Origin of the sequence: Klebsiella sp. KP20-425-1 (genome assembly GCF_025813515.1) — a bacterium.
Taxonomy (GTDB): Bacteria; Pseudomonadota; Gammaproteobacteria; order Enterobacterales; family Enterobacteriaceae; genus Klebsiella; species Klebsiella pneumoniae.
Genome location: NZ_CP109614.1, coordinates 5,110,167 through 5,123,325, shown reverse-complemented (window position 1 = coordinate 5,123,325; position 13,159 = coordinate 5,110,167). Strand labels below are relative to the sequence as shown.

Annotated in this window: 14 protein-coding genes; 6 read left to right on the top strand and 8 right to left on the bottom strand. The window is 57.2% G+C overall.

The genetic code is table 11. The features are described from left to right. Positions 1-14 precede the first annotated feature (14 nt). On the top strand, positions 15-860 hold the full coding sequence (gene rhaR, locus OHJ17_RS24950) for an HTH-type transcriptional activator RhaR (RefSeq protein ID WP_002882891.1): 846 nt from the start codon (positions 15-17) through the stop codon (positions 858-860). Between the two features lie 32 nt (positions 861-892). On the opposite strand, the gene rhaT is transcribed toward rhaR, so the two are convergent. Beyond that, positions 893-1,927, bottom strand: coding sequence for an L-rhamnose/proton symporter RhaT (gene rhaT / locus OHJ17_RS24945; RefSeq protein WP_002882892.1), 1,035 nt, complete (start codon positions 1,925-1,927; stop codon positions 893-895). 289 nt (positions 1,928-2,216) lie between these two features. Here rhaT and sodA point away from each other — a divergent pair, with 289 nt between their 5' ends. Both sodA and yiiM read left to right on the top strand, forming a co-directional pair. Then, a complete protein-coding gene (gene sodA, locus OHJ17_RS24940) occupies positions 2,217-2,837 on the top strand; it encodes a superoxide dismutase [Mn] (protein ID WP_002882894.1) in 621 nt (206 codons plus the stop codon). A 72-nt stretch (positions 2,838-2,909) separates the two neighbouring features. After that, positions 2,910-3,584, top strand: a complete 675-nt coding sequence (gene yiiM, locus OHJ17_RS24935) for a 6-hydroxyaminopurine reductase (protein ID WP_004187194.1) — start codon at positions 2,910-2,912, stop codon at positions 3,582-3,584. Positions 3,585-3,650: 66 nt separating this feature from the next. Here the strand turns inward: yiiM and cpxA are convergent, their stop codons facing one another. Both cpxA and cpxR read right to left on the bottom strand, forming a co-directional pair. Beyond that, positions 3,651-5,024, bottom strand: coding sequence for an envelope stress sensor histidine kinase CpxA (gene cpxA / locus OHJ17_RS24930; RefSeq protein WP_002882898.1), 1,374 nt, complete (start codon positions 5,022-5,024; stop codon positions 3,651-3,653). Continuing rightward, positions 5,021-5,719 carry an envelope stress response regulator transcription factor CpxR gene (gene cpxR, locus OHJ17_RS24925; protein WP_002882901.1) on the bottom strand — a complete coding sequence of 233 codons (699 nt, stop codon included), beginning with the start codon at positions 5,717-5,719 and terminating at the stop codon, positions 5,021-5,023. Before cpxR ends, cpxA begins: the two co-directional genes overlap by 4 nt. A gap of 149 nt (positions 5,720-5,868) precedes the next feature. Between cpxR and cpxP the strand changes: the two genes are divergently transcribed. The 3 genes from cpxP (at position 5,869) to pfkA (ending at position 8,592) form a co-directional block, all read left to right on the top strand. Then, complete coding sequence (cpxP, locus tag OHJ17_RS24920) at positions 5,869-6,372, top strand: cell-envelope stress modulator CpxP (RefSeq protein WP_004178004.1); 504 nt, start codon at positions 5,869-5,871, stop codon at positions 6,370-6,372. A 158-nt stretch (positions 6,373-6,530) separates the two neighbouring features. Next, entirely contained in the window at positions 6,531-7,433 is a 903-nt protein-coding gene (gene fieF, locus OHJ17_RS24915) for a CDF family cation-efflux transporter FieF (RefSeq protein WP_002882907.1), read from the top strand. Positions 7,434-7,629: 196 nt separating this feature from the next. After that, the gene (gene pfkA, locus OHJ17_RS24910; protein WP_002882911.1) at positions 7,630-8,592 is read left to right on the top strand and encodes a 6-phosphofructokinase; all 963 of its coding nucleotides are present in this window, start codon (positions 7,630-7,632) and stop codon (positions 8,590-8,592) included. Between the two features lie 61 nt (positions 8,593-8,653). Here pfkA and rraA read toward each other — a convergent pair whose 3' ends face one another. From rraA to ftsN, 5 genes are all read right to left on the bottom strand, one after another. Beyond that, positions 8,654-9,139 (bottom strand): ribonuclease E activity regulator RraA, encoded by a 486-nt coding sequence (rraA, locus tag OHJ17_RS24905; protein WP_002882913.1) that lies wholly within the window; start codon positions 9,137-9,139, stop codon positions 8,654-8,656. Between the two features lie 92 nt (positions 9,140-9,231). Beyond that, on the bottom strand, positions 9,232-10,152 hold the full coding sequence (gene menA / locus OHJ17_RS24900) for a 1,4-dihydroxy-2-naphthoate polyprenyltransferase (protein ID WP_002882914.1): 921 nt from the start codon (positions 10,150-10,152) through the stop codon (positions 9,232-9,234). A 69-nt stretch (positions 10,153-10,221) separates the two neighbouring features. Then, positions 10,222-11,556 (bottom strand): HslU--HslV peptidase ATPase subunit, encoded by a 1,335-nt coding sequence (gene hslU / locus OHJ17_RS24895; RefSeq protein WP_002882917.1) that lies wholly within the window; start codon positions 11,554-11,556, stop codon positions 10,222-10,224. 9 nt (positions 11,557-11,565) lie between these two features. After that, complete coding sequence (gene hslV / locus OHJ17_RS24890) at positions 11,566-12,096, bottom strand: ATP-dependent protease subunit HslV (RefSeq protein WP_002882918.1); 531 nt, start codon at positions 12,094-12,096, stop codon at positions 11,566-11,568. A gap of 91 nt (positions 12,097-12,187) precedes the next feature. Continuing rightward, entirely contained in the window at positions 12,188-13,156 is a 969-nt protein-coding gene (gene ftsN / locus OHJ17_RS24885; protein WP_002882919.1) for a cell division protein FtsN, read from the bottom strand. Positions 13,157-13,159 lie beyond the last annotated feature (3 nt).

Sequence of the window (13,159 nt, the reverse complement as noted above, 5' to 3'; positions counted from 1 at the left end):
TTGGAGTGTGAGCCGTGGCCGGTCTGATTTTACGTAAAGAGGAGTTTTTCCCTTCCGCCACACAGGCAGTGGCGGTGGCAGACCGCTACCCGCAAAATGTCTTTGCCGAACATACCCATGAGTTCTGCGAGCTGGTGCTGGTGTGGCGAGGCAACGGGCTGCACGTCCTTAACGATCGCCCCTGGCGCATTACCCGCGGCGATCTGTTCTACATTCGCGCCGAAGATAAACACTCCTATGCTTCCGTTAACGATCTGGTTCTGCAGAACATCATCTATTGCCCGGAGCGGCTGCAGCTCAATTTTGACTGGGCCGGGGCGATCCCTGGCCTATTCGGCACGCCGTGGAAGCCCCACTGGCGCATGGGCAGCACCGGTATGGCGCAGGCGCGCCAGGTGATTAGCCAGCTTGAGCATGAGTGCGCCCGGCGCGACGCGCAGGGAAATGCGATGGCCGAACTGCTTTTTGCCCAGCTGGCGCTGACGTTGCAGCGCCATCGCTACGCGACGGATGATCCCGCGGCGACGCAGCGCGAAGCGCTGCTGGACAAACTGCTGGCCGCGCTGGCGGCCAGCCTTAGCCGCCCCTTTGTTCTGGAGCGTTTCTGCGAGCAGGAGGGCGGCAGCGAGCGGGCGCTTCGCCAGCAGTTTCGCCAGCAAACCGGGATGACCATCAATCACTATTTACGCCAGCTGCGGATCTGCCATGCGCAGTATCTGCTGCAGCATACCGAGCGCTTAATCGGCGATATCGCCATGCAGTGCGGCTTTGAGGACAGTAACTACTTTTCGGTGGTTTTTAGCCGGGAAATCGGCATGTCGCCGGGGCAGTGGCGGCAGCGCAGTCGCGCCGCCGCCTGAAGAGCGTCGTTGTCAGGCAGATGATCCGGTGATTAACTGGCCATTCCCAGACCGACGATATTGGCGGCGATGATAATCACCACGCAGCCGAGGCTCAGGACGCTCACCGGACGACGGCCGGCATTGTTCCACTCCTTCAGCACCAGACCCACCACACCGCCGCACAGCACGTAGAAACTCATGTGCAGCATCCAGCTCATATAATCATACTGCGCCGGAATGCTGGCGTGGCCCCAGGCATAGAAGAAGAACTGGAGATACCACATCAGACCGCCGAGGGCAGAGAGCAGAAGGTTGCTGATGATAAGCGGTTTGGCCAGCGAGAAATCGGCTTTGACTGACAGGTTCTTCACTTTCGCCAGACGAATAAAGCAGAAGCCAAGGTTAACCAGCGCCCCGCCGCCCATAATCACCACGTAGCTTGGCAGCGCTGCGTACAGCGGGTCGACGCCGAGCGCCGCGGCGGCATCATGCATCGGTTTGGCGGCGTTCATCGCGAACGACATACCTGCGGAGAAGATACCGCACATTACCGCCAGCAGAAGCCCTTTCTTCAGATTGAACTCTTCGGCTTTGATGCCCATTTTGCGCTCTTTCAGCTGGCCTGCGCGGGTGACGATGCCGACGCCAATCACCGCCACCAGCACGCCGAGCAGCGTCATTTGACCGCCCTGGGTGTGCATCAGCACTGCAAACTGACCGTTAATAATCGGCGTCATCAGCGTGCCGACAATCAGCGTGATGCCAATGGCGATGCCAATCCCCATCGACATGCCAAGATAGCGCATGGTCAGGCCATAGTTGATATTACCAATGCCCCACATGGCGCCGAACAGAAAGACCGGCAGCAGCGTGGAGGCGCTAAAAGAGCGGTAGTAGGCCCAGAAGTCGGGTAACAGCGTGGCGCTGATGGCCCAGGGCAGAATCAGCCAGGAGACGATCCCCCCGACCGACCACATGGTTTCCCACGACCAGTGTTTTACTTTTTTGAACGGGGCATAGAAACAGGCGGCACTGGCGGCCCCTATCAAATGCCAAAAAATACCCATCGTAATCGCGTGGTTCATTGATTTTATCCTCATCTTTTTTTATCGGAGACGGCGGCTTCCGATGGGATGAGTGTAAAAATTGGCCGCTTTGGCCGCCTTCAGGACGTTGCCACAGGATGGCGAACCCTGGCAACCATGGGCTTAATTAGTTGTTCTACATCACAAAACGACGGGTATTTCTTCTGGTTATATCCATATGAAAAATACGGCATTGATAAGCATTTTCAATACCATTTAATTAACTATAATGGACAAACTGCTTACGCGGCGTTAACACTTGAGCCGCTCGACAATAATGGAGATGATTATGAGCTATACCCTGCCATCCCTGCCTTACGCTTACGATGCTCTGGAACCGCACTTCGACAAGCAGACGATGGAGATCCATCACACTAAACACCACCAGACCTACGTGAACAATGCCAACGCCGCGCTGGAAAGCCTGCCGGAGTTCGCTAACCTGTCCGCTGAAGAGCTGATTACCAAGCTGGATCAGCTGCCGGCTGACAAAAAAACCGTACTGCGTAACAACGCCGGCGGCCACGCGAACCACAGCCTGTTCTGGAAAGGCCTGAAAACCGGTACCACCCTGCAGGGCGACCTGAAAGCGGCTATCGAGCGCGATTTCGGTTCCGTGGAGAACTTCAAAGCGGAATTCGAAAAAGCCGCTGCTACCCGTTTCGGCTCCGGCTGGGCGTGGCTGGTCCTGAAAGGTGACAAACTGGCCGTTGTCTCCACCGCCAACCAGGATTCCCCGCTGATGGGCGAAGCCATTTCCGGCGCTTCCGGCTTCCCGATTATCGGCCTGGACGTCTGGGAACACGCTTACTACCTGAAATTCCAGAACCGCCGCCCGGACTACATCAAAGCCTTCTGGGACGTAGTGAACTGGGACGAAGCTGCAGCGCGTTTTGCCGCCAAAAAATAAGGTTGCATTGCGCTAAAAGAGAAGCGAGTCTGATGACTCGCTTTTTTTATATCTGTAGCAAGGAGAGCAGCCATGCATTATCCGGTGAATGTCTTTGTCGGCAAAATCAGGGACTACGTGGGCAGTCGCCCCAGCGCGATCGACAAAATCCAGGTCGACGGAGAATTGCAGCTCGGCGATCTCGGTCTCGATGGGGACCAGCAGGCGGAGAAGAAAATCCACGGCGGGCCGGACCGCGCGCTGTGTCATTATCCGCGTGAACACTATGCCGACTGGATCCGTGACTTCCCCCAGCAGGCCGAGCGGTTCTGCGCGCCGGCGTTCGGCGAAAACCTCTCCACCACCGGGCTTACCGAGCAAAACGTTTATATCGGCGATATTTTTCGCTGGGGCGAGGCGCTGATCCAGGTCACCCAGCCGCGATCGCCGTGCTTCAAGCTCAACTTTCATTTTGCGATCAATGATATGGCGCAGCTGATGCAAAACAGCGGAAAAACCGGCTGGCTGTACCGGGTGATTGCCGGAGGGCAAGTTTCCAGCGATGCGCCGCTCGAGCTGGTTTCCCGGCTGAGTGATGTCAGCGTTCATGAGGCCGGGGCGATTGCCTGGCAGATGCCGTTTGATGATGATCAGTACCACCGCTTATTGTCGGCAGCGGGCCTGTCTGTTAGCTGGAGCCGAACGATGCAGAAACGGCGTTTAAGCGGCAAGATAGAGGATAGTTCGCGGAGATTATGGGGGAAATAATCCCCCATATTAAGTATTCCCGGGATGCTCCCGGCGCAGCGCCGCACAGCGCAGGCCGGGTCGGCGTCAGGTTCGTTTATACAGCGGCAGCCAGATTGTTAAACGCAGACCACCCAGCGGGCTGTCGTCGGCCTTCACCCAGCCGCGGTGCTGCTGAATAGCGGTTTCGACAATCGCCAGCCCCAGGCCGGTGCCGCCGGACTCGCGGTCGCGCGCCTCGTCGGTCCGGTAGAATGGCCGGAAAATCTGTTCGCGATCCTCCGGGCTGACTCCCGGGCCGTCGTCATCGACGTTAACCGTAATCCCGTCTTTATCCACCGAGAAGCTGACGGAAATTTTCGTATGCGAGTAGCGCAGGGCGTTGCGCACGATATTCTCCAGCGCGCTTTCCAGCGCATTGGGGTTACCGTACAGCGGCCATGGGCCCGGCGGATACTCAACGGTGAAAGATTTCCCCATCTGCTCGGCTTCAAACGCCGCATTGTCCAACACTTCGTTCCATAGCTGATTGGCTTTCACCGTCTCGCTGACCAGGGCGTTTTTCGCCTGATTGCGCGACATCACCAGCAGGTCGTTGATCATGCTGTCCAGCCGGTGCGCTTCGGTTTCGATACGCTCCAGCTCCTTGCTCTCTCCGCTGCGGCGGCGCAGCAGGGCGGTGCCCAGCTGCAGGCGCGTAAGCGGCGTGCGCAGCTCGTGCGAGATATCGGACAGTAGCCGCTGCTGGCTGGTCATCATCCGCTCCAGGGCCGTCACCATTTGGTTAAAGCTGGCGCCGGCGGCTAAAAACTCCTGCGGCCCGGCTTCCAGCTCCGGATGCTGGCGCAGGTTGCCCTGGGCGACTTCATCGGCGGCATTTTTCAGCTTACGCGCCGGTTTCGCCAGGCTCCACGCCAGCCACAGCAGCAGCGGGGCGCTGACCAGCATCGTGACGATCAGCAGCAGCAGCGGCCGGTCAAACAGCAGGTTAATAAAGTCGGATTGTGAGGTGCTGGCGGGACGAATCAGATAGAGCTGATAGTTATCCTCCCCGTCCCGGACGGAAAACGGGCCCACCATTTCCAGGCGGCCATAGCGTTTTTTCTGCGGATGATCGGCGTTATCGGCCTGGCCGATAAAGTTACGAATGATCTGCATCTCGTTGCGTTCTGCGCCGATCACGCGGCCTTCGCTGGTCACCAGCAGCAGGCGTTGTCCCGGAGGCGCCCATTTATCGATGGCGCGAAACAAACGACGCCACCACATCAGGTCGTTTGGCGGATCGTTGGCCAGCTCGGCCTCGACGTGCTGCTCGATCATGATGCCCTGACGCTGCTCGCTTTCCAGCAGCTCGGTCATCTGCCGGGAATCCAGTTTGGGCAACATCAGCACCAGCATCAACACCAGCGCCAGCGTGAGCCAGAAGATGGCGAAGATGCGTGCAGTCAAACTTCCAATCATGAAGCGGAAACCATCAGATACCCGCGGCCACGCAGCGTTTTAAACCACGGATGGCCATCTTTGCGCTCCGGCAGCTTACGCCGCAGGTTGGAAATATGCATATCGATGGCGCGGTCGAACGGCGTCAGGCGCTTGCCTAACACTTCCTGGCTTAAATGCTCACGGGAGACTACCTGACCGAGATGCTGCGCTAACAAATAGAGCAGGGTGAACTCGGTGCCGGTGAGCTCCAGCGTCTGGCCATCGAAATTGGCTTCCTGGCGGCCCGGATTGAGGCTTAAGGCATCCACTTCCAGGGTTGGTGAGCCGGCTTCGGTCGTCTGCTGCTGCTCGCTCCAGTGGGAACGGCGCAGAATCGCGCGTATACGGGCCACCAGCTCGCGATCGTTGAATGGCTTAGGCAAATAGTCATCCGCGCCCAGCTCGAGGCCGAGAACGCGATCCAGCTCGCTTCCGCGCGCTGTTAGCATGATAACCGGAGTCTGGTGTGTCTGACGCAGCTCTTTCAGCGTATCGATACCGTTTTTCTTCGGCATCATCACGTCGAGCAGCAATAAATCAACGCTGTCGTCCAGAAGGGCCAGCGCCTGTTCCCCATCATGGGCCACCAGCACGTTAAAACCTTCCATATCGAGCAGCTCTTTTAACAGGGAGGTGAGCTCCCGGTCATCATCAACTAACAGGATTTTATTCATTGTTTAAATACCTCCGAGGCAGAAATTACGTCATCAAGGCCCGCTAATCCATGACTTTACGTTGTTTTACACCCCCTGACGCATGTTTGCAGCCTGAATCGTAGACTGTCTCTCGTTGAATCGCGACACAAACGTTTTGGGAGTATGTGATGCGCAATGTTATCGCTGCCGTCATGGCCTCAACGCTGGCGCTAAGTGCATATAGCCAGGCCGCTGAAGTCGTTACCAGCGTTAACTGGCTCCCCGGAGACGAAGGGGGACAGCGCGGTAGCCAAAGCCATATGTTTGACGGCATAAGTTTAACCGAGCAGCAACGTCAGCAGTTACGGGATCTTATGCAACGGGCACGCCACGACAGGCTCCCCGTTAATGTTAGCGAAATGGAGACAATGCATCGCCTTGTCACCGCAGAAAATTTTGATGAAAACGCTGTGCGCGCTCAGGCAGAAAAGATGGCGCAGGAACAGGTTGCCCGCCAGGTCGAGATGGCTAAGGTTCGCAACCAAATGTACCACCTGCTTACGCCAGAGCAGCAAGCGGTTTTAAATGCTAAGCACCAGCAGCGTATGGATCAGTTGCGTGAGGTTGCAAGGATGCAGAAAGGCTCAGCGATGATGCTTTCGAGTAGTAGCAACACCCTGCAACCCCAGTAACAAACCCTGTTTTCCTTGCCATAGACACCATCCCTGTCTTCCCCCACATGATGTGGGGGTTTTTTTTGCCCTTTTTACGGTAAATCAACTCCTTCGCCTATCCCGTGAGCGTCACAAGTTCGGGTTATACTAAGCGCATTGCAGGAGAAGGAGCCTATATGAATCAATCTTATGGCCGGTTGGTCAGTCGCGCCGCTATCGCCGCGACGGCTATGGCCTCCGCGTTACTTTTGATCAAAATTTTTGCGTGGTGGTATACCGGTTCTGTCAGTATTCTGGCTGCGCTGGTGGATTCGCTGGTGGACATTGCCGCCTCGCTGACCAACCTGCTGGTGGTTCGCTATTCGCTACAGCCTGCTGATGAAGAACATACCTTTGGTCATGGCAAAGCGGAGTCGCTGGCGGCGCTGGCGCAAAGCATGTTTATCTCCGGCTCGGCGCTGTTCCTGTTTCTCACCGGCATTCAGCACCTGGTGCGTCCGGAGCCGCTGCAGGCCGCCGGCGTCGGGGTCGTCGTCACATTGATCGCCCTCGTTAGTACGCTGGCGCTGGTGACTTTCCAGCGCTGGGTGGTGCGAAAAACCCAGAGCCAGGCGGTGCGGGCGGATATGCTTCATTATCAGTCTGATGTTATGATGAACGGCGCCATTCTGGTGGCGCTGGGCCTATCCTGGTACGGCTGGCATCGCGCCGACGCGTTGTTTGCCCTGGGGATTGGCATCTATATTTTATATAGCGCGCTGCGGATGGGCTATGAGGCGGTTCAGTCACTACTCGACCGCGCCTTGCCTGACGAGGAGCGTCAGGACATTATCACCATCGTGACCGCATGGCCCGGCATCCGCGGGGCGCACGATCTACGAACGCGGCAGTCAGGGCCGACCCGCTTTATTCAGATTCATTTGGAAATGGAAGATAACCTCCCGCTGGTGCAAGCCCACGTGATTGCAGACCAGGTGGAGCAGGCGATTCTGCGCCGTTTCCCGGGGTCCGATGTCATTATCCATCAGGATCCCAGCTCTGTGGTGCCAGCGGCGCAGCAGGGCTTTTTTGAGCGTTAGGTTATAGTCTGTAAACTCGATGTAAAAATGTGGGGCAGATCGGCATTTTTTGTATAAATTACCGCCGTTTGGTCTGACCTGAATCAATTCAGCTTGAGGCGTTTGATATACTATTGTCATTAGCGTCGTGCACTCCTGGTGAGGGAGCGCTTCAGGCAACAGAATTATTTTTTGCTTCCTAAGTTCAGAGGTAGTCATGATTAAGAAAATCGGTGTGTTGACAAGTGGCGGTGATGCGCCGGGCATGAACGCAGCAATTCGTGGCGTTGTGCGCGCGGCATTAACGGAAGGTCTGGAAGTTTTTGGAATCTATGACGGTTACCTCGGATTGTATGAAGACCGTATGGTTCAGCTCGACCGTTACAGCGTTTCCGACATGATCAACCGCGGCGGTACCTTCCTGGGCTCCGCTCGCTTCCCGGAATTCCGCGAAGAACACATCCGCGCTGTGGCTATCGAAAACATGAAGAAGCGCGGCCTGGACGCGCTGGTGGTTATCGGCGGTGACGGTTCCTATATGGGGGCGATGCGCCTGACCGAGATGGGCTTCCCATGCATCGGCCTGCCGGGCACTATCGACAACGATATCAAAGGCACTGACTACACCATCGGCTTCTTTACTGCCCTGAGCACCGTGGTGGAAGCGATTGACCGTTTGCGCGACACCTCCTCTTCGCACCAGCGTATCTCCGTGGTGGAAGTGATGGGCCGTTACTGTGGCGACCTGACCCTGGCGGCGGCGATTGCCGGCGGCTGTGAGTTTATCATGGTGCCTGAAGTGGAATATACCCGTGACGATCTGGTGGCAGAAATCAAAGCCGGTATCGCGAAAGGGAAAAAACACGCTATCGTGGCCATCACCGAGCACATGTGCGACGTTGACGAGCTGGCAAGCTACATCGAGAAAGAGACTGGCCGTGAAACTCGCGCCACCGTCCTCGGCCACATTCAGCGCGGCGGTTCCCCGGTTCCTTACGACCGCATCCTGGCTTCCCGCATGGGCGCCTATGCGATTGAGCTGCTGCTACAGGGCCATGGCGGCCGTTGCGTCGGCATCCAGAACGAGAAGCTGGTGCACCACGACATCATCGATGCCATCGAGAACATGAAGCGTCCGTTCAAGAACGACTGGCTGGATTGCGCGAAGAAACTGTACTAAGTTACGCGCCGGATAAACAAAAGGCCTTCTCATGGAGAAGGCCTTTTTTATGGCGGAAGGTTTATTCGATATCCAGCGGGTCTTCCGACAGGATCATCCCGGTGTTATCGGCATACAGATGGTCGCCGGAGAAGAAAGTCACCCCGCCGAAATTGACGCGCACGTCGCTTTCGCCGATGCCTTCGCCAGCCGCGCCGACCGGAATAGCCGCCAGCGCCTGAATACCAATGTCCAGCTCCTCAAGGTCGTCAACCTGGCGCACCGCGCCATAGACCACCAACCCTTCCCATTCATTCTGGACGGCCAGACGCGCCAGGTCAGCGTCAATTAACGCGCGTCGTACTGAGCCGCCGCCGTCGATCAGGAGAATATGACCACGGCCATTCTGCTCGAGCAGATCGTAGAGCAACCCGTTATCCTCGAAACATTTAACCGTAATGATCTGTCCACCAAACGACGACCGTCCTCCAAAGTTAGAGAACAGCGGTTCCACGACGTTGACATCTTCCTGGTAGATGTCACAAAGCTCGGAAGTATCGTATTTCATAGGCTTAACGTTCAGTTGCTGCGAGAGTTTTTAGTATATCCCGCGAATCGCATTGTTGGCAAAATCATCAATTGTTAATTGATATTTGTCAGTTAAGCCATCAGCTTACTGGCAATAATTCCGATAACAAACAGCAGGTTGGTTAGTAAAGCCCCTTTGACCGTCTTTTCGAGCATTGGCCGCATCGCCAGCGGATCGGATTCGCGCAGGACGTAGCGCGCCTGTTTCACCAGCAGCGGCGTGGCGAGAATAAACAGCCAGCCCCAGGCTGAATGCAGCGCCAGCAGGTTAAACAGCGCCAGACACAGCAGGGCGCCGAGCAGCAGGCAGGCATGATAGCGGCGGGCATTGACCGGGCCCAGGCGCACGGCGAGGGTGTTCTTCCCGTTCTGCCGGTCGCTGTCGATATCGCGCAGATTATTGATGTTCAGCACGGCGGTCGCCAGCAGACCGCAGGCTGTCGCCGGCAGAAAAATGGCCGCTTCCACATTATGGGCTTGCAGATACCAGCTGCCGAGGACGCTCAGCCAGCCGAAGAAAACGAGTACTGAGATATCACCCAGACCAATATATCCATACGGACGGGTGCCCACCGTGTAGGTGATGGCGGCCACGATAGACAGGCCTCCCAGGGCGAGGAAGCCGATGAAATCGCCGACGCTCTGCCAGGCGGCGCACAGCAGCGCCAAACCAAACAGGCAGATGAGTACGACGGTGACGATCAGGGCGCGCTTCATCTGCTGGGGGGTAATCACCCCTTTCTGCATCCCGCGCAGCGGCCCGATGCGATCCGGTTTATCGCTCCCCTTAACCGCGTCGCCGTAGTCATTGGCGAGGTTGGAAAGAATTTGCAGCAAGCCGGCGGTGATCAGCGCCAGCAGGGCAACCCAGGGATCAAAATGGCCCTGCTCCCAGGCAAGGACGGTGCCAACAATAATCGCGGCAAATGCCAGCGGTAACGTTTTAGGACGCAGGCTTTCCAGCCACGCCTGTGAACGGCTGATATCAGTCATAGTTATTCTAGCCAATAAAAATGGGGGCGATAGCCCCCATCAACAGTGATGAAAATGCATTGCACCGGATTATAGGATAAAACGGCTCAGATCTTCATCTGCCACCAGAACATCCAGGTGTTTACTCACATATTCGGCATCGATAGTGACGGTCTGGCCGTTCATCTCGCTGGCATCATAGGAGATATCTTCCACCAGGCGCTCCAGCACGGTGTGCAGGCGACGCGCACCGATGTTCTCGGTGGTTTCGTTTACCTGCCATGCGGCCTGGGCGATGCGCTTGATGCCGTCTTCAGTGAATTCGATGTTCACCCCTTCGGTCGCCATCAGCGCCTTGTACTGCACGGTGATGGAGGCATTCGGCTCGGTCAGGATGCGCTCGAAGTCGTGGGTGGTCAGCGCCTTCAGCTCAACGCGGATCGGCAGACGCCCCTGCAGTTCCGGGATCAGATCGGATGGGCTGGCCACCTGGAATGCGCCGGAGGCGATAAACAGGATGTGGTCGGTCTTGACCATCCCATGTTTGGTGGAGACGGTGCAGCCTTCCACCAGCGGCAGCAGGTCGCGCTGTACGCCTTCGCGGGAGACGTCCGGGCCGGAGGTGTTGCCGCCGCGCTTACAGATTTTGTCGATTTCGTCGATAAAGACGATACCGTGCTGCTCTACAGCGTCGATGGCTTCCTGCTTCAGCTCTTCCGGATTGACCAGTTTGGCCGCTTCTTCTTCAATCAGCAGCTTCATCGCGTCTTTGATTTTCAGCTTACGCGGTTTCTGCTTCTGGCCGCCGAGGTTCTGGAACATAGACTGCAGCTGGCTGGTCATCTCTTCCATGCCCGGAGGGGACATGATTTCAACGCCCATCGGCGCCGCAGCGAGATCGATTTCAATCTCTTTATCGTCCAGCTGGCCTTCACGCAGTTTTTTACGGAACGCCTGGCGCGCTGCAGACGGTTCCTGCGACGGCTCAGTCTGGCCCCAGTTGTTCTTCGCCGGTGGGATCAGCACGTCAAGCACGCGCTCTTCCGCCAGCTCTTCCGCGCGGTAACGGTTCTTATCGATGGACTGCATGCGAACCATTTTGATCGCCGCATCGGTCAAATCGCGGATGATGGAGTCCACTTCTTTACCGACATAGCCCACTTCGGTGAACTTCGTCGCTTCAACTTTGATAAACGGCGCGTTAGCCAGTTTTGCCAGACGACGGGCGATTTCGGTTTTACCGACGCCGGTTGGGCCGATCATCAGAATGTTTTTCGGCGTGACTTCATGACGCAGCTCTTCGTTAAGCTGCATCCGACGCCAGCGGTTACGCAGGGCGATAGCAACAGAACGCTTGGCGGCGTCCTGACCGATAATGTGTTTGTCCAGTTCGCTGACAATTTCGCGTGGGGTCATTTCAGACATGGGAGATCCTTACGCTTTAGAAGGTAATTCTTCGATGGTGTGGAAATGGTTGGTATAGATGCAGATATCACCTGCAATATCCAACGCTTTCTCGGCGATGTCGCGCGCGCCCATATCGGTATTTTCCAACAGCGCGCGGGCCGCGGCCTGGGCGTAAGGACCGCCGGAGCCGATAGCAATCAAATCGTTTTCCGGCTGTACCACGTCACCGTTACCGGTGATGATAAGCGACGCGTTTTCGTCCGCGACGGCCAGCAGCGCTTCCAGTTTGCGCAACATCCGGTCAGTTCGCCAGTCTTTGGCCAGCTCAACGGCGGCCTTCACCAGATGGCCCTGGTGCATTTCCAGTTTACGTTCAAACAGTTCGAACAGCGTGAAGGCGTCGGCGGTGCCGCCAGCGAAACCGGCAATCACTTTGTCGTTGTACAGACGACGCACTTTCTTCACATTGCCCTTCATCACGGTGTTGCCCAGCGTGGCCTGGCCATCACCGGCAATAACAACATGGCCGTTACGGCGAACACTTACAATTGTAGTCACGAGCAGACCCCTTGGTTGCAAAAGCGGAACAGGGGCCCCGCGCTGTCCGCGGGGCCGAATGCAATTATAGATGGGGGGGATTTTGAGGGTTTCAACCCCTGGCGGCGAGACGAATGCAGTTCGCGTGTCCAGCCATCTTCAGGCGGGTGATCATCTCGTTGGCGCTTTCTTTGCCTTTCAACGGGCCAATAACCACGCGGTTCCAGCCGTTGTTAGTGGTAATGTGCGAAGCAAACCCTTCGAAAGCCAGCTGAGCGCGGACGGTTTCGGCCTGCTCGGCGCCTTTAAAGGAGCCGCACTGGATCATCCAGCTACGATCGTCTTTCTTCTCGGCGGTGGTTTTCGGCGCTTCTTCCACCCGAGTTACCGGCGCCGCGGCCTGGGTACGCGGCTGCGTGGTATTGGTATGCGCTGGCGTCTGCAGCAGATCCTGGTACGGCTGCTGGTTTGACGCGGTCTGCTTCGGCTGTTGCTGCTGAACCGGCTTCGGCTGCTGAACGCGCGGCGGCTGCTGTTGGACGGTCTGCGCCTGAGTCTGCGCCCATTGTTGCTGCTGCGCCTGCTGCTGTTGCTGCGCTAAACGCTGACGCTGAAGCGTCTGCTGGCGCTGCGCCGGCGTTTGTTCGTTCCACGGCACTTCGGTCAGCTGGGTCGGCTGCTGGCGCATATCGGCCTGCATCTGGGCGAGCAGCTGGCGCTGCTCGTCGGTCAGCTGTTCCGGTTTCATGACTTCGCCACCGGCGGTCGGTTCGGTCGGCGCGCGGACGCCAGGCTGGCGGCTTTCCAGCTCTTTAATATAGCGCCAGCGCTCTTCCGGTTTGGGCGGCAAGCCGTTGCCGGCGGCCTGGCGATTTTGCATCGCTTCCGCTTCTTCTTTCTTATGATGCGTAATGAAATAGAGGCCACCGATAAAGGCCACCAGCACAGCCGCCGCGATCGCCACCATCGCCGGTGAAATCGCCGGAAGGCTGCTTTGCTTATTCCTTGAGCTTCGGGTCGTGCTCTTTTTGCGCCGCGAAGAAGCCGGTTGGCTGCGGCGTACATAATCTCGTTGTGCCACTAT